General features: G+C 39.7%; 19 protein-coding genes and 2 tRNA genes. 5 read left to right on the top strand and 16 right to left on the bottom strand.

Features of this window, described 5'->3' with window-relative positions:
* The 3 genes from ABWU87_RS08200 (at position 1) to secA (ending at position 6,142) form a co-directional block, all read left to right on the top strand.
* Positions 1 to 1,179, top strand: coding sequence for an Lnb N-terminal periplasmic domain-containing protein (locus ABWU87_RS08200; RefSeq protein ID WP_353329755.1), 1,179 nt, complete (start codon positions 1 to 3; stop codon positions 1,177 to 1,179).
* Positions 1,176 to 2,759, top strand: a complete 1,584-nt coding sequence (locus ABWU87_RS08195) for an alkaline phosphatase family protein (RefSeq protein ID WP_353329753.1) — start codon at positions 1,176 to 1,178, stop codon at positions 2,757 to 2,759. Before ABWU87_RS08200 ends, ABWU87_RS08195 begins: the two co-directional genes overlap by 4 nt.
* 92 nt (positions 2,760 to 2,851) lie before the next feature.
* Positions 2,852 to 6,142: a preprotein translocase subunit SecA gene (gene secA, locus ABWU87_RS08190; protein ID WP_353329751.1), complete on the top strand. Its 3,291-nt coding sequence runs from the start codon at positions 2,852 to 2,854 to the stop codon at positions 6,140 to 6,142.
* Between the two features lie 978 nt (positions 6,143 to 7,120).
* On the opposite strand, the gene secG is transcribed toward secA, so the two are convergent.
* The 15 genes from secG to ABWU87_RS08115 all read right to left on the bottom strand — a co-directional run bounded on the left by secG (position 7,121) and on the right by ABWU87_RS08115 (position 19,559).
* A complete protein-coding gene (secG, locus tag ABWU87_RS08185; RefSeq protein ID WP_353329749.1) occupies positions 7,121 to 7,534 on the bottom strand; it encodes a preprotein translocase subunit SecG in 414 nt (137 codons plus the stop codon).
* A 4-nt stretch (positions 7,535 to 7,538) separates the two neighbouring features.
* Complete coding sequence (locus ABWU87_RS08180; protein WP_353329747.1) at positions 7,539 to 8,315, bottom strand: tetratricopeptide repeat protein; 777 nt, start codon at positions 8,313 to 8,315, stop codon at positions 7,539 to 7,541.
* 7 nt (positions 8,316 to 8,322) lie between these two features.
* Positions 8,323 to 8,844 carry an LPS assembly lipoprotein LptE gene (gene lptE, locus ABWU87_RS08175; RefSeq protein WP_353329745.1) on the bottom strand — a complete coding sequence of 174 codons (522 nt, stop codon included), beginning with the start codon at positions 8,842 to 8,844 and terminating at the stop codon, positions 8,323 to 8,325.
* Positions 8,828 to 10,045: a sigma-54 interaction domain-containing protein gene (locus tag ABWU87_RS08170; RefSeq protein ID WP_353329743.1), complete on the bottom strand. Its 1,218-nt coding sequence runs from the start codon at positions 10,043 to 10,045 to the stop codon at positions 8,828 to 8,830. The genes lptE and ABWU87_RS08170 overlap by 17 nt, the downstream gene beginning before the upstream one ends.
* Positions 10,046 to 10,193: 148 nt before the next feature.
* Entirely contained in the window at positions 10,194 to 11,492 is a 1,299-nt protein-coding gene (locus tag ABWU87_RS08165) for an inositol-3-phosphate synthase (protein ID WP_353329742.1), read from the bottom strand.
* 52 nt (positions 11,493 to 11,544) lie between these two features.
* Positions 11,545 to 12,261, bottom strand: coding sequence for an HAD family hydrolase (locus tag ABWU87_RS08160; protein WP_353329740.1), 717 nt, complete (start codon positions 12,259 to 12,261; stop codon positions 11,545 to 11,547).
* Complete coding sequence (locus ABWU87_RS08155) at positions 12,258 to 13,271, bottom strand: lysylphosphatidylglycerol synthase transmembrane domain-containing protein (RefSeq protein ID WP_353329738.1); 1,014 nt, start codon at positions 13,269 to 13,271, stop codon at positions 12,258 to 12,260. The genes ABWU87_RS08160 and ABWU87_RS08155 overlap by 4 nt, the downstream gene beginning before the upstream one ends.
* A 12-nt stretch (positions 13,272 to 13,283) precedes the next feature.
* Positions 13,284 to 14,192 carry a CDP-alcohol phosphatidyltransferase family protein gene (locus ABWU87_RS08150; RefSeq protein WP_353329736.1) on the bottom strand — a complete coding sequence of 303 codons (909 nt, stop codon included), beginning with the start codon at positions 14,190 to 14,192 and terminating at the stop codon, positions 13,284 to 13,286.
* The gene (locus tag ABWU87_RS08145; RefSeq protein ID WP_353329734.1) at positions 14,176 to 15,726 is read right to left on the bottom strand and encodes an NDP-sugar synthase; all 1,551 of its coding nucleotides are present in this window, start codon (positions 15,724 to 15,726) and stop codon (positions 14,176 to 14,178) included. The genes ABWU87_RS08150 and ABWU87_RS08145 overlap by 17 nt, the downstream gene beginning before the upstream one ends.
* 16 nt (positions 15,727 to 15,742) lie before the next feature.
* Complete coding sequence (pdxA, locus tag ABWU87_RS08140) at positions 15,743 to 16,843, bottom strand: 4-hydroxythreonine-4-phosphate dehydrogenase PdxA (RefSeq protein WP_353329732.1); 1,101 nt, start codon at positions 16,841 to 16,843, stop codon at positions 15,743 to 15,745.
* 68 nt (positions 16,844 to 16,911) lie between these two features.
* Positions 16,912 to 17,952, bottom strand: coding sequence for a 23S rRNA (adenine(2503)-C(2))-methyltransferase RlmN (rlmN, locus tag ABWU87_RS08135; RefSeq protein WP_353329730.1), 1,041 nt, complete (start codon positions 17,950 to 17,952; stop codon positions 16,912 to 16,914).
* 140 nt (positions 17,953 to 18,092) lie between these two features.
* A tRNA-Gly gene (locus ABWU87_RS08130) sits at positions 18,093 to 18,168 on the bottom strand.
* A 13-nt stretch (positions 18,169 to 18,181) separates the two neighbouring features.
* Positions 18,182 to 18,264 (bottom strand) — tRNA-Tyr (locus tag ABWU87_RS08125).
* A 30-nt stretch (positions 18,265 to 18,294) separates the two neighbouring features.
* Positions 18,295 to 18,789 carry a 6,7-dimethyl-8-ribityllumazine synthase gene (gene ribH, locus ABWU87_RS08120; protein WP_353329728.1) on the bottom strand — a complete coding sequence of 165 codons (495 nt, stop codon included), beginning with the start codon at positions 18,787 to 18,789 and terminating at the stop codon, positions 18,295 to 18,297.
* Positions 18,790 to 18,875: 86 nt separating this feature from the next.
* Positions 18,876 to 19,559, bottom strand: a complete 684-nt coding sequence (locus ABWU87_RS08115) for a tetratricopeptide repeat protein (RefSeq protein ID WP_353329726.1) — start codon at positions 19,557 to 19,559, stop codon at positions 18,876 to 18,878.
* A 192-nt stretch (positions 19,560 to 19,751) separates the two neighbouring features.
* On the opposite strand from ABWU87_RS08115, the gene recF reads away from it, so the two are divergent.
* Together recF and ABWU87_RS08105 are read left to right on the top strand one after the other, a co-directional pair.
* Positions 19,752 to 20,864, top strand: a complete 1,113-nt coding sequence (recF, locus tag ABWU87_RS08110) for a DNA replication/repair protein RecF (protein ID WP_353329724.1) — start codon at positions 19,752 to 19,754, stop codon at positions 20,862 to 20,864.
* Positions 20,861 to 21,151, top strand: coding sequence for a DUF721 domain-containing protein (locus ABWU87_RS08105; protein WP_353329722.1), 291 nt, complete (start codon positions 20,861 to 20,863; stop codon positions 21,149 to 21,151). The genes recF and ABWU87_RS08105 overlap by 4 nt, the downstream gene beginning before the upstream one ends.
* On the opposite strand, the gene ABWU87_RS08100 is transcribed toward ABWU87_RS08105, so the two are convergent.
* Entirely contained in the window at positions 21,138 to 21,695 is a 558-nt protein-coding gene (locus ABWU87_RS08100; RefSeq protein WP_353329720.1) for a 5-formyltetrahydrofolate cyclo-ligase, read from the bottom strand. The genes ABWU87_RS08105 and ABWU87_RS08100 overlap by 14 nt on opposite strands.
* Positions 21,696 to 21,751: the final 56 nt, after the last annotated feature.

Raw genomic sequence — 21,751 nt, 5'->3', positions numbered from 1 at the left:
ATGAAGAATAGTTTGTTGGCGGTAATGTTGTTTCTGATGTTACCCTTTCATGTTGGTGCGTCTCCCGAAGATTCGGTTCGTGTTAGTTTACTTACCTGTTCACCTGGAACTGAGATTTATGCACTGTTTGGCCATACTGCTTTGAGGTATGAAAACAAGCAGACTGGAATGGATCTTGTTTTTAATTATGGTATGTTCGATTTCAATGCCCCTCATTTTATATGGAGGTACATCAAAGGTGAAACAGATTATCAGCTGGGAGTTTCCGATTACTTTTTCTTCGAGAAGGAATATGCTATGCGTAATTCGAGTGTTTATCAGCAAACGTTGAACCTGCTTCCGGAGGAACAAGAGAAATTATTTGAGATATTAAAAGAGAATTACTTGCCGCAGAACAGGGTGTATCGATATAACTTCTTCTATGATAATTGTTCAACCCGGCCCAGAGACCGTATTGAAGATTGTATTCAAGGGCGGGTTATGTATACGGAAAATAATGCACCAATCTCTTTCAGGGATATTGTGCATCAGTTTACTGCCGGAAATAAATGGGCTGAATTCGGAATTGATTTTTGTTTAGGCAGTGATGCTGATAAAGTAGCAGATTATCGTCAGAAGATGTTTGCTCCATACTATCTAAGGGATGCTTTGAAGGGGGCCAGTATAAAAGCGACTTATGGGAAGCAAAGAGCTCTTGTGTCAGAAGCCCGTGAAATTGTTTCACGCTCGGCCGATAGAGAGGTTTCGTCTCCTCACTATCCATCGCCCATGCTGACAGGATGGCTGCTTTTTATACTTGTGTTGGCTGCAACATATTATGGATATAAAAAGCAGAAAACTTACTGGGGAATTGATGTGGTGTTGTTTGCAATGGCTGGTGCTGCCGGATGTGTAATTGCTTTTCTTGCCTCTATTTCGGAACATCCTGCTGTAAGCCCTAATTATCTGTTGTTTGTATTTCATCCGTTTCATTTACTATATCTTCCTTTTTTGGTGTTAAAGGCAAAAAAACGGAAGAAAGATCTCTATCATTTGGCAAATTTGATTGTTTTAACACTTTTTATAGGGTTTTTCTACCTGCTTCCCCAAAAAATTAATTTTGCTGTTGTACCTTTGGCACTTTGTTTGTGGATACGATCCCTGTACTATGTTTTTTTGACGTATAAACGAAATAGATGAAAGGTTTACTCACTTCTCTTATAACTGCACTGACGTTTACCGGACTGCAGGCTCAGCCTCAGATTTCGACACCTAAAATAGTTGTCGGACTCACGGTGGACCAGTTGCGTACTGATTATATTGAAGCTTTTTCTGCCCTTTACGGAGAAAAAGGTTTCAAGCGTCTGTGGAAAGAGGGGAGGGTGTACCGTAATGCAGAGTATAATTTTTCGAATCCCGACCGGGCGTCTTCTATAGCCGCTCTTTATACCGGAACGGTTCCGACAGTGAATGGGATAACCGGTGAAAGCTGGCTTGATATCTCCACCTTGCGTGTGAGAAATTGTGTGGACGACCGTGACTTTATGGGGAACTATACCGGAGAAACCACTTCGCCGTCACAACTGCTAGTCTCTACTGTTGCCGATGAACTGAAGGTTGCAACGCAAGGTAAAGGATTAGTATATTCAATCGCACCTTACCGGGAAGCAGCAATTTTTGGAGCCGGACATGCTGGCAACGGAGCTTTCTGGCTGAACGATGATACAGGTAAATGGTGTGGTACTACTTATTACGGAGACTTCCCCTGGTTTGTAAGTCAATATAACGATAGAAAATCTATTGATTTCCGTATACCCGGTATGACATGGGCTCCTTTACGTCCTGTTGTCGAATATAAATTCCTTACACCTCAATTAGGGCAATTGGCTTTTTCCTATAATTTTGATGAAGCTAAGAAAAATAAGTTCAGGAAGCTGAAAACCAGTCCTTTTATTAACGAGGAAATTAACTATTTTCTGGATGATATATTTACCAATAGCGCTATTGGTCAGGATGAAATACCAGATTTGCTTGCCCTGACTTATTATGCAGGTAATTATGAACATAAAAACACGAATGAATGTGCTCTGGAGATTCAGGACGCATATGTAAGGCTGGACAGATGCATTGGTGAGCTTCTTGACCTCATCGATAGAAAAGTAGGACTGCATAATGTGGTGTTCTGCGTAGCATCAACCGGATATGCCGATGCAGAAGGAGCTGATCCCGGAAAGTATCGTGTGCCCGGAGGCGAATTCTATATGGATCGCTGTGCCGCTTTACTGAACATGTACCTTATGGCGGTGTATGGCGAAGGACAGTACATAGAGTCGTATAATGGGCTTCAGCTATATCTGAACCATAAATTACTTGAAAAAAAGAAGCTGGATCTGAATGAGGTGCTTGATAAAACCTCTGAATTTCTGATTCAGTTCAGTGGCGTGAAAGAAGTATATACTTCTCATCACTTACTGCTGGGAGCTTGGAACCCCGAAATTCAGAAGTTACGTAACTCATATCATCGTTACCGCTCGGGCGACCTTACTCTGGAGATTCTTCCCGGATGGGCGGTAGTGAACAATGATAATTCATCAGACAGTAAGGTAATTCGTAAGGCTTATATTTCTGCTCCGCTTATTTTTATGGGAGGGAATGTAAAACCTGAAATCATCAATACTCCGGTTAGTACCGACTGTTTTGCCCCTACTTTAGCCCGTTTCATGCGAATTAGGGCTCCCAATGGCTGCTCTTCTGCCCCTATAGCAAATATTTTACGATAAAAAGTATCGACTTATTCCGTTTAAGTCGGCATTTTGATGTAAATTTGCAACGTAAAAACAAGAATAATAATCAATTAACAACATAAGTAAAAATGGGATTTAATGAATTTTTAAGCTCTATCTTTGGGAATAAATCCAGTCGGGATATGAAAGAGATCCAACCATGGGTGGAGAAAATTAAAGCAGCGTATCCAGACGTTGCAAGATTGGATAACGATGGACTTCGTGCCAAAACAAATGAGCTGAAAAAATATATATATGAATCGGCTACTGAAGAAAGAGCGAAAATAGAAGAACTGAAAGCAAAAGTGGAAGAGACTGAACTTGAAGAAAGAGAAGACCTGTTCCTGGAAATAGATAAACTTGAAAAAGCAGTTCTCGATAAATATGAAACAGCTCTTGATGAAGTGCTTCCTGTTGCTTTTTCAATTGTGAAAGAAACAGCAAAACGATTCACTGAAAATGAAATCATCGAGGTTACGGCTACAGATTTTGACCGTACACTAGCTGCAACAAAAGACTTTGTTCGTATCGAAGGCGACAAGGCTATCTATCAGAATCATTGGATTGCTGGTGGTACAGAAATAACCTGGAACATGATTCATTATGATGTGCAGCTCTTTGGTGGTGTAGTTCTTCATAAAGGAAAAATTGCCGAAATGGCTACCGGTGAAGGTAAAACTTTGGTGGCTACATTGCCGGTATTCCTCAATGCGCTGACCGGCAACGGAGTGCATGTGGTAACTGTCAACGACTATCTTTCTAAACGTGACTCGGAATGGATGGGACCTCTTTACATGTTCCACGGTCTGAGCGTAGATTGTATTGATAAACACCAACCTAACTCGGATGCACGCCGCAAAGCATATCTTGCAGATATTACCTTTGGTACCAACAATGAATTTGGTTTCGACTACCTTCGCGATAATATGGCTGTTAGTCCGAAAGATTTGGTACAGAGACAACATAACTATTCTATAGTCGATGAGGTTGACTCCGTATTGATTGATGATGCGCGTACTCCTTTGATTATTTCGGGTCCGGTTCCTAAAGGGGAAGAACAGCTTTTTGAAGAGTTCCGTCCGCAGGTTGAGAAACTGGTGAATTTACAGAGAGTACTGGCAACAAAATTCCTGACTGATGCAAAACGCCTGATTGCTTCAAACGACAAAAAAGAGCAAGAAGAAGGATTCCTCGCCTTATTCCGTAGTCATAAAGCATTGCCAAAGAATAAGCCATTGATTAAATACTTAAGTGAACCGGGCATCAAAGCCGGAATGCTTAAGACTGAAGAGGTATACATGGAACAGAACAACAAGCGCATGCCTGAAGCTGTTGAACCATTGTATTTTGTAATTGATGAAAAGATGAATAGTGTAGACCTTACCGACAAAGGTGTGGATATACTTACCGGGAACTCTCCCGACCCTACATTGTTCGTATTGCCTGATATTGCTTCTCAGCTTTCTGAACTGGAGAATGAACCATTGAATGATGAAGAAAAGCAAATCAAGAAAGATGAGCTGATGACTAACTTCGCCGTGAAGTCTGAACGTGTTCATACAATTAATCAGCTGTTGAAGGCATATACCATGTTTGAAAGAGATGATGAATATGTTGTTATTGACGGCCAGGTGAAGATTGTGGATGAACAGACCGGACGTATCATGGAAGGTCGTAGATATTCTGACGGTTTGCATCAGGCAATCGAGGCGAAAGAGTATGTTAAGGTGGAAGCAGCTACACAAACATTTGCAACTATTACATTGCAGAACTACTTCCGTATGTATCATAAGCTATCGGGTATGACTGGTACGGCCGAAACTGAAGCTGGTGAGTTATGGGATATCTATAAACTGGATGTAGTGGTTATTCCAACCAACCGCCCGGTTATCCGTAAAGACATGAACGACCGCGTTTACAAAACTAAACGTGAAAAATATAAAGCAGTTATTGAAGAGATTGAAGCCCTGGTAAATGCCGGACGTCCGGTACTAGTGGGTACAACTTCGGTTGAAATCTCTGAAATGTTGAGCAAGATGCTTACTTTGCGTAAGATTGAACACAATGTGCTGAATGCAAAACTGCACCAAAAAGAGGCTGACATTGTGGCTCAGGCTGGTTTGAGAGGAACTGTAACCATTGCCACCAACATGGCAGGTCGTGGTACAGATATCAAGCTGAGTCCGGAAGTTAAAGCGGCAGGTGGTTTGGCAATCATTGGTACAGAGCGCCATGAATCACGTCGTGTGGACCGTCAGTTGAGAGGTCGTTCAGGACGTCAGGGTGACCCGGGTTCTTCTGTATTCTTTGTTTCTCTGGAAGATGACCTGATGCGTCTCTTCTCTTCTGACCGTATTGCCGGTGTAATGGATAAACTTGGATTCAAGGAAGGAGAGATGATTGAGCATAAGATGATTTCAAATTCTATTGAACGTGCACAGAAGAAGGTGGAAGAAAACAACTTCGGTATCCGTAAACGTCTATTGGAATATGATGACGTTATGAATAAGCAACGTACTGTTATTTATACCAAACGTCGTCATGCACTAAACGGTGAACGTATCGGTATGGATATCGTAAATATGATTTGGGATCGCTGTGCAAATGCCGTTGAAGGTAAAGAGTACGAAGATACTAAAATGGACCTGCTTCAGACTTTTGCAATGGATATTCCTTATACTCAGGAAGAAGCTCGTACCATAAAAGCTGAAAAGCTTGTTGATCGTGTGTTTGATGCTGCAATGGGTAACTTTAAACGCAGAACAGAGCACATGGCACAAGTGGCCGACCCAGTTATCAGAAAGGTATATGAGGAACAAGGTAGCCGCTTTGAAAACATCCTGATTCCGATTACAGACGGAAAACGTATGTATAACATTACCTGCAACCTGAAAGCCGCATACGAGAATGGAAGTAAAGAGGTGGTAAAATCATACGAAAAAGCCATCCTGCTTCATAATATTGATGAGGGCTGGAAAGAAAACCTCAGAGAACTGGATGAACTGAAACATTCTGTGCAGAATGCAAGCTACGAACAGAAAGATCCGTTGTTGATTTACAAACTGGAATCTGTGAATCTGTTCGACACAATGGTAGATAAAATCAATACCCAGACAGTTGCAGCGTTGATGCGTGGAAAGATTCCGTTCCAGGAACCAGAAGAAGTAAAACAGGCTGCTCCTGAAGTGCATGAAGACTACAGCAAATACCGTACTGAAAAGGACGATCTGAATGATCCTGGTCAGCATGAAGCAGCTCAGCGTGATACTCGTGAAGCGAAGAGAGAGCCTATCCGTGTAGAAAAGACAGTGGGTCGTAATGATCCTTGTCCTTGCGGAAGCGGTAAGAAGTACAAAAACTGCCACGGACGTGAAGCTTAGTAATTAGTTACTATAGAAATAAAAAAGGAAGGTGTCTCAAAAGGATGCCTTCCTTTTTTATTGTACAGCATTAAAGCCGGTAGTTTTCTATTTGCCTCTACTCTTTTTTTATGAACCCGGTAAACATGTGGAGAGAAAGGAAATACCTTGAAGAAAATAAATGTGCGGGGAACTATACCATATTTTTGTATATATAGGGGGCGATATAAAATCTCTCGTGACTTATTGTCAGATGGTTAACTTTGAAAATAAAATGTAAGACAGAAAACATGGCGTAGTTTTTCTTGCTATGCTCTTAAATAAGAGTTAAAATGTGTTTCATGTCTGATCATAAATGCTTTATGATATGTGAATTTTTAGCTGTTTTTTATGAGAAACAATTATACTTTACATAAAGTAGTAGGATTACAGTTGAACAATCAGGTGTATGAATTAAATATGCACTCATGAATGAAGCAACCTGTTTATAATTTGCTGTTTATTGGTGCTGTAATTAACTGTAAAATATAATGTATTCAAATGAATATTTATAATATACAATTGAAGCCGGATTCATTAATATATTGTTCCTTTAATATTGTATGAATGGAAAGAGAAACATTGGCCTGATTTGTTGAAAGAGAGGATAATTTTATAAGTTTAGATTGGATAAACATGGCGGGAGCATGAGCAAAACATAATGACAGGTTTAAATTTCTTGGCGCAGATTTTCAGGGTGTGCTATTAGTTTCGCTCGCAAGCATGATTAGTTTGCCCTCAATGTGCGACGAATTTGAAATGATACCGATGTAATGATCAATCCCGCAACTTCTATTCTTCCAAAATATGGCTGTGAGTTGTTTTTTTTGAAGGTCTGTTTGTGGAGTCAAAGCACCCAATAATCATCTCTCAGACAGGATGTATTCTGTTTTATAGGGCAAAAAAATAGGAGAAAAACCATCTCGTTTTCCTCCTATTTTAATATTGGAATAAATCTTTTTATTTTTTTGCGGGCTTTTCAGCTGGTGCTTTAGCCGGAACTTCATCAGGATTCCCTGTTGGTGCAGCAGTTGGTGCAGCTGCAGGAGTTGTTCCTGTCTTTGGAGTTTCGAAACCTGCCGGAGCATTCATCGGGTTTGTTTTTTCTTCTTTCTGAGCTTGTTCCAGAATAGCAGAGTCTTGAGCTGCATTGGATGGAACAGTGTAAGAAGTGATAATGCTTAGTACTACGATAGCGGCAGCCAAAGTCCATGTTGCTTTTTCAAGGAGATCGGTTGTCTTACGTACACCCATAATCTGGTTAGAAGAGGAGAAGCCTGAAGAAAGACCTCCGCCTTTAGAATTTTGTATCAAAACAATAAAGCTTAGTAATATTGCTGCGATAACAATTACGATAACTAATAATAAATACATCTTGTTATTTCGATTTAGCGTTAATAATCAATTTCTCCAAAAATCTAATTTGGTCTGCAAAGTAAGCATTTTTTTTCGGATATTTCAAACTTAATTTTTTAATAATTTCAAGTGCTTTCGAATATCTTTGTTGTTTTACGTATATTTTGGCTAAAGTTTCTGTAAAATAGCTCTCTTCATCTTCATTTTCATCAGTTATTGGAGTTTCGGTTTGAGGAACTTCATCGTTTTTTTCTTCCGGTATCTGAAGCTTAATGGCATTCTCATTTTCTGCTTTTTCAATAAATCCGTCAATCAGTTCGTGTCCCTTTAATTTGGGTGAAGATTCCTGTTGAGGAACATCTGTTTCGCTAAAGCTGTTTAAGGTATCTTCCTGAAGCAGATAAGTAGTATAGTCGGAAGAAAGATCCAGCTCCATATTATTGGAGAGAGGTTCCTCGGGTATGGAAGAGAGGAACGAGTCGATTAATGACAATGTGCGGTCCAGACCAGGATCTTCATTAAGCGAAGCCGACGATTCTTTTATTTTTTGAGGTTCGACGATGAAACGATTCTGCTCTAACATATAGAAAAGAACCCGCCGATCAGTTATATGCAAGGCTGCCTTACGGAGCTCTTTCCCGAAAGCTATGTCGTGAAGCAAGTATAGATTCTTCAGGTAGAGCAATCGAGCCGACTGAAAATAAGGATATCGTGCCAACAGTGTTCTCAGCTCATAGAGCGTATCTCTGTTCAGACTTTCAGGATGTGATATCCATTGTTGCAGATTCTGAGCGTTCATACGTTGATTACCAGTTTGCTACGGTTGCATTAAAGATCTGCTCTGTTATCTCTTTGGTCATCTCTGCAATAAGCTGATCTTGTACAGCAGTCAGCATCTGGCTCGAATCGTAATTCCGGAATGCTGTGAACTGCCTTTCAAAGTCATCAGCATGATTGGCGTTATTCACAAAGCGCACATTAATTGTGAGGCGAAGCTCCGTTTCCGCAGCATAACCATCTGCCTTTACGGATTTGTTTAACTGGTCATAACCCACAATTTCGCCTTCGATAGTCATATCTCCTGAACGCGGAACAAGCTTAAGGCGTGTTTGGCGGATATAGATATCCTTCAGGTCATCATTGAACTTTGAAGCCAGCGGAGCGTACACATAAGCCGACTTGATGGGAAAATCGGCAATGCTGATTGTTCTTGTTTTATCGTAATTAATCGAAGCACCGTTAAATTTATATGAGATACTGCATGCACTCACCACAATAAGTAGAGAGAGTATGGTTAACAGTTGTTTCGATTTAGTTATCCAATCCATATTCTTTTATTTTTCTATATAGTGTACGCTCGGAGATGTTTAAATCTTTGGCAGCGTTTTTCCGTTTTCCGTTATGTTTATCTAGCGCTTTTCTGATCATCTCTTTTTCAAGATCGTCTAGTGAAAGTGATTCTTCCACATATTCTTCCGTATCCTGTATGTCATCCTCGTTTTGGATAGGGTGAGCAGACGAAATATTGCCGGTAGAGAGATTGATAGTGGGAATATTGTTCACTACACTGGCCGAAGCGACAGGTTGTGCCTTCTCAGACATAATTTCGTGTACCAGTTTCTTCAATTCTGTAACATCCTGACGCATATCGAACAACACCTGATAAAGAATTTCGCGTTCGCTTTCAAAGGTTTTATGCTGTTTATTACCACCGAAAAGCATTGGAAGTCTCTCTCCTTGCTGTTGGGGCAGGTACGTATGTAAGATAGCAGGTGTGATTTCTCGGTTTGTTTCAATAATGGAGATCTGCTCAGTTATGTTTTTTAGTTGGCGTACGTTGCCCGGCCAGGGGTATGCCACCAACATTTTTTTTGCTTCTTCCGTCAGCTGAATGGAAGGCATCCGGTATTTTTCTGCAAAGTCCGAAGCGAATTTTCGGAACAGAAGCACAATGTCCTCAGGGCGTTCACGAAGAGGTGGAATCTGTACCGGAACTGTGTTAAGACGGTAATATAAATCTTCCCGGAATCTGCCGGAAGCAATTGCTTCATGCAAATTTACGTTTGTTGCCGCTACAATACGTACATCTGTTTTCTGGACTTTTGATGAACCAACTTTGATAAACTCGCCACTTTCCAAAACTCGTAACAGACGAGCTTGTGTAGGAAGAGGCAGTTCTCCTACTTCATCCAAAAAGATGGTGCCGCCATCGGCTTCTCCGAAATATCCTTTGCGTTCACCGATAGCTCCTGTAAAGGCACCTTTCTCGTGTCCGAAAAGTTCAGAATCTATGGTTCCTTCCGGAATGGCTCCGCAGTTTACTGCAATATATTGTCCATGTTTGCGACGGCTGTACTGATGTATAATTTGAGGAAAGCTCTCCTTACCTACACCGCTTTCTCCGGTGATAAGTACGGACAGGTCGGTTGGAGCCACCTGAATGGCTATGTCAATAGCTCTGTTTAGGGACTCTGTATTACCAATAATGCCGAATCGTTGCTTTACTTGTTGAATCTCAGATTTAGTCATATTCCTTGGATTATATGACAAAATTACAAAATTGTTTCGACCGGACAAGAAGAATTGGCAGAAATAAGGTTAAAAAGAGTGGGTAAAAAGAGAGTCGAATGGCACCATACAAGTGCCATCCGACTCTACAGGTATAAGTATATCAAAATTAGTCGATATTCTCGTCAGCTTCGTATCCACCCATTTCACGAAGGTTGTTTTTAAGAATCGTGAATTGTTGGAACAAGTCGTGTACAGGTTTGCTTTCGAAGTCGTGCATTGGACTCTTCAGGTAGAAAGACAACCAGTCTTGAATGCCGCTACGGCCTGCACGTTTAGCAAGATCTGAGAAAAGAACCAGGTCGAGCAACAGCGGAGCTGCAAGGATTGAGTCTTTGCAAAGAAAATCTACCTTAATTTGCATTGGATAACCCATCCATCCAAAGATATCCAGGTTGTCCCATCCTTCTTTATCATCGTTGCGAGGAGGGTAGTAGTTGATGCGTACCTTGTGGAAGATATCACCGTAAAGTTCCGGATGTTCTTTGCCGTCAAGGATTGTTTCAATTACAGAAAGCTTGCTTACCTCTTTTGTCTTGAATGAATCTGGATCGTCCAATACCTCTCCGTCTCTGTTTCCTAAGATGTTTGTTGAGAACCATCCACGCAGACCCAGCATACGAGTCTTCAACATCGGGGCAAGTACTGTTTTCATCAATGTCTGACCAGTCTTGAAGTCTTTACCTGCGATAGGTGTATTTGTCTTCTTAGACAGTTCCCACATTGCTGGAGTATCAACACACAAGTTTGGAGCACCCATAATGAAAGGACATCCTTCTGCTACAGCAGCATAAGCATAACACATACTTGGGGCAATTTTTTCAGTATTATTTTCCTTCATTGCCTTTTCTAAAGCAGCAAGTGTCATGTGTTCTTCGCCTAATGGAAGATATACTTCAGTACTTGCAGCCCAGATTACAACAACACGTTCGCAGTTGTTGGCTGCTTTGAAGTTGCGGATGTCTTCACGAAGTTGTTCTGTCAGATCCCAGCGAGTAGCGCCTTGTTTTACGTGTGTTCCATGTAAACGTTTAACAAAATCCTGATCAAAAACCGCTGGCATTGGCTTGATGGCTTCCAGTTCGTCTTTTACGGGATTAATATCTCTTTCTTTTAGAACTTCCGCGTGAATAGCAGCTTCATATGCATTTTCAGAGAAAATATCCCATGCACCAAAAACAATGTCATTCAGATGGCTCAAAGAAACCACATCTGTGATTTTCTTGTATTCCATATCTTTGCCTTTGCCTACACGCATAGTAGCTAATTGAGAAAGAGAACCCACAGGTTGTGCCAACCCTTTGCGAGCCATCAGTGTTCCTACCATGAAGGTGGAAGTAACTGCACCTAAACCAACACATAGTACACCCAGTTTCCCGGTTGCCGGTTTTACATTTACATTTTCCATAATTACATTTTTTATAGCTCCTGGCTATTTGTTTTATATTTAAGCATTAAGTTTATAATAAGCTAATAACTTGTGATAAATCTGTGATAATGGCATCAGGAATGGAATCGTCCGTATTTTCTTCCCATCCTTCACCCTTTAACCAAATGGTACGACAACCCGCAGCTTTTGCCGGGACAATGTCCTTCGAAAAGGAATCGCCAATAACCACCGTTTCGTGTGCTTCAATTCCAAGCTCACGAACACCTAAGGAAAAGATAGCCGGATCGGGCTTTCTAACCCCAACAACTGCTGATTCAATCACACTTTTAAAACTACAAAGTAAACCAAAGTTTTCCAGTACTTTGTTTATGTTTCCGTAAAAGTTTGAAACCAGTGTTAATTTATATTTAACGGATAACTTATTGACTACAAAAAGAGAGTTTTTGACCACCCCTTTAGTGAAGTCATAACATCCTTTTGCTATTTCTTCAGGATATTTGTTTGTCTGAGGAGAATCAGACAACAGACCATGCTGAACAAGATATTCTATCTGAATTTTTGATTTAATAAGCAATACATCATAGAAATCGTGAAACGGCTTTATCAGCGGTTGCAGAGCCAGAGTTCTTTCTCCGTGAACGTATGCTTTTTTGAAATCTTCTTTACTTACAGGAATATTTAATTCTTTATATCTGCTCCATAACACTTCTGCCCAGTGCTTACCATTAGTGTCAATTGTACCGCCGTAATCGAAGATAATACCTTTTATATCTGTAAATTGTTTCATTTATAATATTTGTTAATATCTGTTTTATTTTTATTCCCTATTTTCATGAGCAGCATGCCAATTCCAATCCATATTAATTCACGCACACGGGTAATAATACCTAAATACATTCCGTACGCTCCTGTTAAAGCCAATCCTCCGGTAGCTATGGCAAATCCTCCTTCTCTTATGCCTAGCTGCATCGGCAGGAAGAAAAACAGGTTCGATAAAAGACTGGTAAAGGCCATAATGAGAATGCAATCAAAGAATTGAACATCGGGAGTGAGAATTCTCAGAATAAGAAAAACTTCCACACATCCTATTATTCTGGTTGTGAATTCCAGAAAAAGCGAAGTGTAGAAGGTCTTTTTTCGTTGTTTATGTAATTCAGCAATCTGGCTATCAATTAATTCCAGGGTCTCGTTCTTTTCTTCAGAAAAACGGATTGCCCATTTCTTTAAGAAAGGGATTTTCTGGCATAAACGAATCGTCCTGACTGCCATTCCGTATTTGTAACCTTGCATGAATAGATACATAAAAAATAGACAAAAAACTCCTGCAAAGGTTAACATTATCCCTTGAGCCATATTTACCGGGTGTACTACGATGAAAAGGAGAATTGAAGCAGACCAAAAGCAAAAATGCGCAAAAATGTGCATCATTATATACAAGATAACTGATGAAGTGGCTTTGCTTATTCCAACATAAGGTGTAAGTTCCATTATGCGGTAAGGTTCCCCTCCCATAAAACCAAATGGAGTTGCATAGTTGAGTGCAAATCCGGTGATGGTATATTTATATACTTTCAAATAAGGAACGTGATTGTCTTTGTGATCGTGTATAATCATATGCCATGAAATAGCATTTATCATGTAGATGAAGACCCATATAAGAATAACTATCGGAAACAAAAAACCGGCTCTTTCGATATTTGCCAAGAGTTCATCAAACTTGATTTTAAATGTAAACAACATTATGATAAATGCAATTACACCAATCAAAAGAAATATGTTGCGATAGCTGTCTTTCACGTCGGTAAATGGTTATAATAGTTTTTTATATAACTTTGCACAGAATGATTCGTGGCTTAAGATCATGTATATCAACAAGATGTTAAGTACCGTTATTTCGAATACAAAATAAATCCATGGTTGGTTAATAAGCAAACTGATAAAGAGAACTATTATCCTTGTATTGAAAGAGAGAATATTAGTGTATTTCATCAGAGGTTTGCTCATTGAACGAAACTCATCTCTTAATGTCTGAGGAATTTCATCTCCGTATTTTTCTCGTACCGTTTTAAAAAAAAACTGAAATTTAGGTGTTTGCTTTTCCTGTGAAACGGTGTAGTTTTTATAGAAGAATTGAAATAACTTCCTGATAAAATCTTTTTTCCAGGAGAGTGAATGGTACACCTCTTTTTGTTGTGTGGAATTGTCGAGTTCGCTTCCTGCTTTTCCTTTCAGAAAGAAGAGATGAATATTACGGTAATAATCGGCCATGGCAGCCTGTTTGCTGTGGAAGAATCCGGTAAACGCAGCCAATGCCCATATTTTCCATCCCCATTCCGGTGTCAGGCGCAGACAAATGCTGGCATAGATAGTGATAAACCAGAGATCTCCGCAGACACCATCGAGAATGCGGCCCAGTTCAGATTTTTGTCCGGTAAGGCGGGCTAGCTGTCCGTCGGCACTGTCATAGGAGTTTGCCCAGATGAGCAAAAAGATTCCACAGAGCGTCATAGAGAGATCTTCAAAATAGTAGAGAATTCCTGCAGCAATTCCTAGAAAAATGCTGGCAATAGTTACTGCATTTGGAGTCACCCCTATTTTTCTGAAAAAAAGTGCCCAGCGATATCCGATAGGACGATAAAAATGAATATCAATGAACTCTTCAGTATCCATTGATTTCAGCGATGCTTCCAGCTCTCTTTTTCTATGCTCTTTTTCCATTATTCATCTTTTTTATAATCAGACTGGCTATTGCTTCTGCAGCCTGATTGCAACAAGGTGCAAAGCTGGGCCAGTCATTGAAGTCGATAATTCGTATTTCACCGGTAGGAGAGACGATGCAGTCTCCTCCATAAACCGATAACCCCATTTTTTGAGAAACTTTATTGCAATAGAATTTCAATTCATCCTCAGAGAAAGGATATCCTTTTGACTCTCCATTAATGGCTTCCAACCCGAATTTACTATTAACTGTGGGGGAGGGATAAAACCAATAGAAGAAACCATTCTCGCCAACTCCGTAGAATTTTATCAGGTCTCCCTCCAAATGTTCGTTTACCACCGCCTCTCTGATTCCCCGGCTAGAGAAGTTGTTCAGTACTTCAGTGGCCTCTGTTTCTGATTGTACAAAGCATACATCCTCTTTTATCTGAGCATGACCGTCTCCTCGTTTTATCCAGTATGGAAATGCAGGAGTATCTTGTTCTTCCAATGGAATATCTGTATGAAGTATGCTGCAGGCGGGAGAGGGAATTTCAGTAGAAAGCAGACGAGATGTCATTTCCAAGCGTCCGCAGTTTTGGATGCTTTTAGGAGAGTTGACGATTAATGCATCTTCTTCTTCGAGCAGGTTCAGGATTTCGAGTGTCATTTCTCCTCTGGCCATAGTGAAGATTACAGGGGCAAACATAGGTTGATCTATAAAGTGCTTTTCTGTATAAGTGCGCACAGGATACCCTTTCTTTTCCAGGTTTTCTTTTACTCTGTTGAAGATTTGTTTATCGCTCCCGGCTTTATTGGGAGAAAAACAATTTCCCCTGCTAATGCCAATTATGGGAAATGGTTCGTTCAGGAACGCTTCTGCTTTTGCTATGTCGGTTGCATGATCTACATCCAAGATTTTGCTAAAGGGGTATGCTTTGAGCTTTTTACCTTCCTGTACCAATGCACGTTGAAACTGACGCATTCTTGTTAGTCCTTTGTCCATGCAATTTTGTAAGGTATCCAGACATGAAGGTGTGAGACAGTAAATCCCTCCGGATATGTAATTGCACTCCGGATTCTTGGTGTCGTAGTATCCTGTTATTTCAAGAGAATCATTCGCAGTAATATACAACGGTTTTTCATCGTCTATGTAATCGGTCACTGCCATGAATCCGTCATCATCCGATGCTTTAAAATTTTCAATATATGCCGTGAATTCAGCTTCATTAAAGATGGTGTCAACTGTAGTCAAACAAAATTTGTCGTCTTTCAGCAATGGCATCAACTCATAAAAGCTGTGCATGGAGCCAGGAGTACTTTTGATGATTACTTCAATCGGGTATTTTTTCTTCAGCTCCTCCAGGTGCATCCTGGTTTGGGTATTTTCGTTATTGATAATGATGGCAATGGTAGTCGCGTCATTCTTCATGAAAATGTCAATGAGACGGTCAATCATTGCTACACCATTCAGAGGTACCAGAGGTTTTGGCTGTTGTATTCCTTCCTGGGCAAGTCGGGAGCCTTCTCCGGCAGATATTATAGCAAATTTCATAAATTGTTTTTAATCTTTAAATTTCATCATCAATTGTGTCGAGTTTCAGTTTGTCACTATCATCACGTTTTTCATAATATTGCTTACGAAGCGGATTTACTCGTATTTCCTTCTCAAAGCGGCGGTTGCGATATACATCAATGGCTATGTATACAGCCTGGCGGAATGAATCCTCAGATGCTATACCTTGTCCGGCAATGTCATAAGCTGTGCCATGAGCTGGTGAAGTACGGATAATTGGAAGTCCGGCAGTGAAATTCACTCCTTCGTCCATAGCTATACTTTTAAAAGGTGCGAGTCCCTGATCGTGATACATGGCCAGTACTCCGTCAAAATGGATAAAGGTTCCAGCACCCATAAATCCGTCAGCCGGATATGGGCCGAAACATTGAACTCCTTTTTCAGACATTTCCTTGATTGCAGGAATTATAATTTCTTCTTCTTCTTTTCCTATAAGCCCATTGTCTCCAGCATGCGGGTTTAACGCTAGCACTGCAATTCTTGGGCTGTCTATTCTGAAATCTTGTTTTAATGAATGGTTGAAGATTTCAAGTTTTTCCATGATTTTTTCTTTGGTGATTGATCTGGCAATGTCTGCTACAGGGATATGTCCTGTAACCAGTGCCACCCGTAAATCGTCTTTCATCAGAATCATCAACGATTTATTACCATCACCTAACTTATCTTCCAAGTATTCGGTGTGTCCAGGAAATGAGAAGTTCTCAGATTGAATCGTATTTTTGTTGATAGGAGCAGTAACGATAGCATCAATCAGTCCAGCTTTATATTCTTCCGCAGCTTTTTCAAGAGCTTCAAAAGCTGCTTTTCCCGATTCCGGGGTTGCCTTGGCAAATTCAACTTTTATTTCGTCGTCGGTGCAATTAACAACACTGAGTTTGTTATGAGGTGCCTCTGCGGCAGAATTAACAATGGTAAAGTTTGCCGGGAGATCTAATGCTTTTCGGTGATAAGCGGCTACTTTGGGAGAACCATAAATTATTGGTGTGCAAAGCTCCAGCATGGCAGGATCTGAAAATGTCTTTAGGATCACTTCGTATCCCACTCCGTTGATATCCCCTTGGGTTATACCAATCCGAATTCTATTATTGTCTTCCATTCTTCGAATCTATGATATTAGTATGAATTTATTATTTAGGAACTAAAGTATAGTTTTAAATTGAAATATTAAAGTTTTTCATCGTTTTTCTCTTGTTTCTTTGCCGTCGATAACATTCCGCACGCAGCAAAGATATCCTCTCCTCTTGAGGAACGGATTGTCGTGAAAACTCCATGAGAGGTCAGATAATCCCTAAACTTAGTCATTGTTTCCATATCAGCACCGTCCAGATCTACATTGGGAATGGCATGAAAACGAATCAGATTTACTCTGCAGTCGAGACCTCTTAACAATTTAATAAGTTCTTTGGCATACAGAAGCGAGTCGTTTACTCCATTGAAAACAATATATTCAAAAGATAACCGACGCTGCTTGCTAAAATCATATTTTCTTAAGAGTTCAACAATTTCTGTAATAGGAAAAGCTTTTTCGGCTGGCATCAGGTCTGCGCGTTGTGCCGGGACGGGAGAGTGTATGCTGATGGCCAGATGGCAATGACTCTTTTCCAGAAATTGTCTCAATCCTTTTTTGAGTCCTACAGATGAAACTGTTATTCTTTTTGGGCTCCATTTAAACCCGTAATCTGAAGTCATAATTTCGAGTGCTTTCAAAACCTCATCTAAATTATCAAGCGGCTCGCCCATACCCATCATTACAATGTTAGTGAGCTTTTCACTTTCAGGTATAGAATATATCTGATTGATGATTTGATTAGCTGAAAGATTGGCCGAAAAACCCTGTTTACCTGTCATGCAGAACTTGCAATTCATTTTGCAGCCCACTTGTGATGAGACACAGAGGGTGGCTCTGTCATCATCGGGGATATATACAGCTTCCACAAAGTCTTTTTCGGATACTTGGAATAGATATTTAATGGTTCCGTCTACTGAATGCATTGATTCTACGGGCGCGCTGGCACCTATCTCAAATTCGGCATCCAGTTTTTCACGCTGTTTCAACGAAAGATTTGTCATCTCATTAATGGAACTCACTTTCTTTTCGTAAATCCATGTAGCTATTTGTTTGGCTGTGAATTTAGGCATGCCCAAATTGCGTGTGATATCCTGCAATTCAGTAAGGGTCATTCCTAAGAGTGGTTGCTTGCTCATATGCTGTAATCTTATTATCTGACTGCAAAGATAATACAATTCTGTGTTATTGTATTCTTTCTAATCTTCCTTTGATTATAATTAGTCAGGGGGGTGATAACAAAAAAAGAGAACCTGGTTCTTCAGATTCTCTTTTTTGTTGGAGCGGAAGACGGGGCTCAAACCCGCGACCCTCAGCTTGGAAGGCTAATGCTCTATCAACTGAGCTACTTCCGCATTTGAAAATTTGTGGGCAAAGATGGATTCGAACCACCGAAGTCGAAAGACAGCAGATTTACAGTCTGCCCCATTTGGCCACTCTGGTATTTGCCCTTTATTTTCTATTGCGATGCAAAGGTACAACTATTTATTTAAACTCCAAACAAAATCGATCATTTTTATTGCAGTAATTGCACATTCATCGCCTTTATTACCCAACTTTCCTCCACAACGATCCTCTGCTTGTTCCATAGTATTGGTGGTAATCAGACCGTAAATAACTGGTATATCGCCAGTTGTGTTCAATTGAGTTATTCCTTGAGTAACTCCCATGCAAACATAATCAAAATGTGGTGTTTCACCTTTAATTACGCATCCTAAAATAATTACTGCATCCACATCGCAATTTTCTATCATCTGATTGGCTCCAAAAGTTAATTCAAAACTTCCGGGGACGCATTTTACAATGATATTTTCTTTTTTTGCGCCGTGCTTTATCAATGTATTTACAGCTCCATCAAGAAGAGCGCCGGTTATGTTACTGTTCCATTCGGAAACAACAATCCCGAATCGCATTGTTTGAGCATCGGGAACCGAATTAAAATCGTAATCGGATAAATTGTGATATGCTGTTGCCATATTAACTTTTTTGAAAAGGTTGATTATTTAAAAAAGTAGAGACGTCGCCACGCAACGTCTCTACAAGATATAAGAAGATAGTTTTATTATTTTTTTAAAGCTGTAGCTCTTTCAATGTACTTATCAATATCCATAGCCTGATAAGAGTTGAAATATTTGTCTTTGATGGTTGTGTAAGCCTCTACAGCATCTGCATATTTGCCTTGTTGTTCCATAATTAAGCCAGCTTGTAATAGGTAGATAGGGCTTAAAGTGTTGTTATCTGCTTTTTTTGCAGCGTCCATCAAAGTCGAGATTGCTTTATCGAGTTGGTTTAACTGTGCATAACAGTTTCCTAAAGCGCCCAAAATAGCTGGAGATACCATTTGATCATTGCCATCAAAACTACTCAGATATTTTTCTGCTTCGCTGTATTTTCCTAATTGAGCATAGCAGATACCGGCATAAGCTTTTGCAAGATTAGCAGTTGGTGTACCACTAAATTCGTCTGCAATTTTAATGAAACCTTTATATCCGATGCTATCACCTTTAAGCGCTACTTCATAAGCATCACGGCCGAAGTATTCTTCGCCTTTAAAAATAGCGGCTTCTGCTTTTTCTTCACGAGGAGCTAAATAAAGATATTTATAAGCAAAGAAAGCGGCAATAATAATGATAATTGCAGCAACGCCTCCGATAATACCTTTTTTGTTCTTAATAATGAACGCCTCAGATAAACTGAGCGCATCTTCAACATTCAGTTTCTGTTCTTTTTTGTCTTGTTCTGCCATTTTATTATGATTCTTTTATTATTAACAACGATTTATATGGTGGGCAAAAGTAGTTTTTTTATATTTATAAATGAAATTTAAACGCATCTTTTTTGTTTCTTCATTCTAAAAATCTCTGCTTAACTTTGTTTTTAGAGTTAATTCCGAATTTATTTTTTAATTTTGTCCTCTTGAAACAGAAAGGTTGCCGGCATGATATTGAAACATATTTCCATTCTTAATTATAAAAATCTGGAACAGGTAGAATTGGACTTCTCATTTAAACTGAATTGTTTTTTTGGTTTAAACGGGATGGGAAAAACCAATCTGCTCGATGCTGTCTATTATCTCTCTTTTTGCAAAAGTGCTGATAATCCCATTGATTCTCAAAACATTCGCCATGATCAGGATTTTTTTATGATTCAGGGCTTCTATGAAGCGGCTGATGGCTCACCGGAAGAGATTTATTGCGGACAGAAACGTCGCCAGAAAAAACAGTTTAAGAGAAATAAGAAGGAGTATACGCGTTTATCGGATCATATAGGATTTTTACCTCTTGTAATGGTGTCGCCTTCCGACTCTGATTTGATCTCAGGAGGAAGTGAAGAACGTCGTCGTTTTATGGATGTAGTTATTTCCCAATATGACAAAGAATACCTGGAGGCATTGATTCGTTATAATAAAGCTTTGCAACAACGAAATTCTTTGTTGAAGAGTGAATTTACGGTTGATGAAGAGCTTTTCCTCGTTTGGGAAGAGATGATGGCGGTAGCAGGAGAAGTTGTTTTTCGTAAACGGGATGCCTTTATTAAAGAGTTTATTCCTATTTTTCAGTCGTTTTATTCATATATTTCTCAGGATCAGGAACAAGTCAGTTTATCATATTCTTCTCATTTACGCGAACATTCGCTGATGGACCTTCTCAAAGAAATGCGACCAAAGGATCAAATTATGGGCTATACGCTGAAAGGAATTCATAAGGATGAATTATCGATGGAGTTAGGAGATTTTGCGATTAAACGTGAAGGGTCACAAGGTCAGAATAAAACTTATCTGGTAGCGTTGAAACTGGCTCAGTTTGATTTTCTCAAACGTACCGGAAATAAAACCCCTTTGTTGTTATTGGATGATATATTCGATAAGCTGGATGCTACCCGGGTGGAACAGATTGTAAAATTGGTAGCAGGTGATAACTTTGGTCAGATTTTTATTACTGATACAAACCGGGATCATCTGGATAAGATTTTGCAAAAAATGGAAAGCGACTATAAAATGTTTGAGGTGGTAAATGGATATATTAACGAGGGTAGGAGCGAAGCTTTATGAAAAAGAACAATGCAGTACAAATAGGTGATGCTATCCGGAAATTCTTGCGGGATGAGCGGCTTGAATCACCGTTGAATGAACAACGTTTGATCGACGCATGGGCTGTAGTGCTAGGTCCTGGAATAGCTTCCTATACCAAAGGACTTTTTATAAAGAACCAGATTTTATATGTGCATTTGAGTTCCGCAGCATTGCGACAGGAGTTAATGATGGGGCGGGAACTGTTGGTAAAAAACCTGAATCGTCAGGTAGGAGCGCAAGTTATTACTAATATTATTTTTCGGTGACTATCCCCTTTTCTGTAATTATTAAATTCATTTGTGTGTCGTGATCTTCAGTTGGGATTTTTTCGGTTATTTGAAATGAAAAACAAATACCTATTTTATATGCCTTAATCTTTGGAAGCAAGCGGTCATAATATCCTTTCCCTCTTCCCAAACGGTTTCCGTGAGAGTCGAATGCTACTCCCGGAATAATAGTCAGATCTATTTTTTCATAATCGGTGAACGTTTCTCCAACAGGTTCTTTTATCCCGTATGCTCCCGTCTTTAAATAAGAGGAACCGTTGTATACCTTTAATTGTAGATCTTCTCCTTCTACTATGGGGAGTAGAATTGTTTTTTTAGATCTCCACTTTTCAATAAAAGCATGTGTCCTTACCTCATCTTTTAAGGAGTGATAAAGTAAAATGGTCCTTGCTTCTTGAAAAAAAGAAAGTGACTCCAGATGCATGAATAAATCTTCTGAGAAAGCTGTAAATTGCTCTTCTGTCATTTGAGATTTCTGATCTGAAATATGTTTTCTAAGTTTCTTTTTGAGTATACGGATCATGTATAGGACAACTAAATAACCCCGGCAAATCGTAAGATTTCCGGGGTGTTTTTATA

The sequence above is a fragment of the Bacteroides sedimenti genome (genome assembly GCF_040365225.1).
Classification (GTDB): domain Bacteria; phylum Bacteroidota; class Bacteroidia; order Bacteroidales; family Bacteroidaceae; genus Bacteroides; species Bacteroides sedimenti.
The sequence above is the reverse complement of the archived record's forward strand: the minus strand, read 5'-3'. Positions and strand labels throughout refer to the sequence as shown.

What these genes read in the sequence shown, in the direction of transcription:
- ABWU87_RS08200 (WP_353329755.1), top strand. Translation starts at nt 1, where the DNA reads ATGAAGAATAGTTTGTTGGCGGTAATGTTGTTTCTGATGTTACCCTTT.
- ABWU87_RS08195 (WP_353329753.1), top strand. Translation starts at nt 1,176, where the DNA reads ATGAAAGGTTTACTCACTTCTCTTATAACTGCACTGACGTTTACCGGA.
- secA (WP_353329751.1), top strand. Translation starts at nt 2,852, where the DNA reads ATGGGATTTAATGAATTTTTAAGCTCTATCTTTGGGAATAAATCCAGT.
- secG (WP_353329749.1), bottom strand. Translation starts at nt 7,534, where the DNA reads ATGTATTTATTATTAGTTATCGTAATTGTTATCGCAGCAATATTACTA.
- ABWU87_RS08180 (WP_353329747.1), bottom strand. Translation starts at nt 8,315, where the DNA reads ATGAACGCTCAGAATCTGCAACAATGGATATCACATCCTGAAAGTCTG.
- lptE (WP_353329745.1), bottom strand. Translation starts at nt 8,844, where the DNA reads ATGGATTGGATAACTAAATCGAAACAACTGTTAACCATACTCTCTCTA.
- ABWU87_RS08170 (WP_353329743.1), bottom strand. Translation starts at nt 10,045, where the DNA reads ATGACTAAATCTGAGATTCAACAAGTAAAGCAACGATTCGGCATTATT.
- ABWU87_RS08165 (WP_353329742.1), bottom strand. Translation starts at nt 11,492, where the DNA reads ATGGAAAATGTAAATGTAAAACCGGCAACCGGGAAACTGGGTGTACTA.
- ABWU87_RS08160 (WP_353329740.1), bottom strand. Translation starts at nt 12,261, where the DNA reads ATGAAACAATTTACAGATATAAAAGGTATTATCTTCGATTACGGCGGT.
- ABWU87_RS08150 (WP_353329736.1), bottom strand. Translation starts at nt 14,192, where the DNA reads ATGGAAAAAGAGCATAGAAAAAGAGAGCTGGAAGCATCGCTGAAATCA.
- ABWU87_RS08145 (WP_353329734.1), bottom strand. Translation starts at nt 15,726, where the DNA reads ATGAAATTTGCTATAATATCTGCCGGAGAAGGCTCCCGACTTGCCCAG.
- pdxA (WP_353329732.1), bottom strand. Translation starts at nt 16,843, where the DNA reads ATGGAAGACAATAATAGAATTCGGATTGGTATAACCCAAGGGGATATC.
- rlmN (WP_353329730.1), bottom strand. Translation starts at nt 17,952, where the DNA reads ATGAGCAAGCAACCACTCTTAGGAATGACCCTTACTGAATTGCAGGAT.
- ribH (WP_353329728.1), bottom strand. Translation starts at nt 18,789, where the DNA reads ATGGCAACAGCATATCACAATTTATCCGATTACGATTTTAATTCGGTT.
- ABWU87_RS08115 (WP_353329726.1), bottom strand. Translation starts at nt 19,559, where the DNA reads ATGGCAGAACAAGACAAAAAAGAACAGAAACTGAATGTTGAAGATGCG.
- recF (WP_353329724.1), top strand. Translation starts at nt 19,752, where the DNA reads ATGATATTGAAACATATTTCCATTCTTAATTATAAAAATCTGGAACAG.
- ABWU87_RS08105 (WP_353329722.1), top strand. Translation starts at nt 20,861, where the DNA reads ATGAAAAAGAACAATGCAGTACAAATAGGTGATGCTATCCGGAAATTC.
- ABWU87_RS08100 (WP_353329720.1), bottom strand. Translation starts at nt 21,695, where the DNA reads ATGATCCGTATACTCAAAAAGAAACTTAGAAAACATATTTCAGATCAG.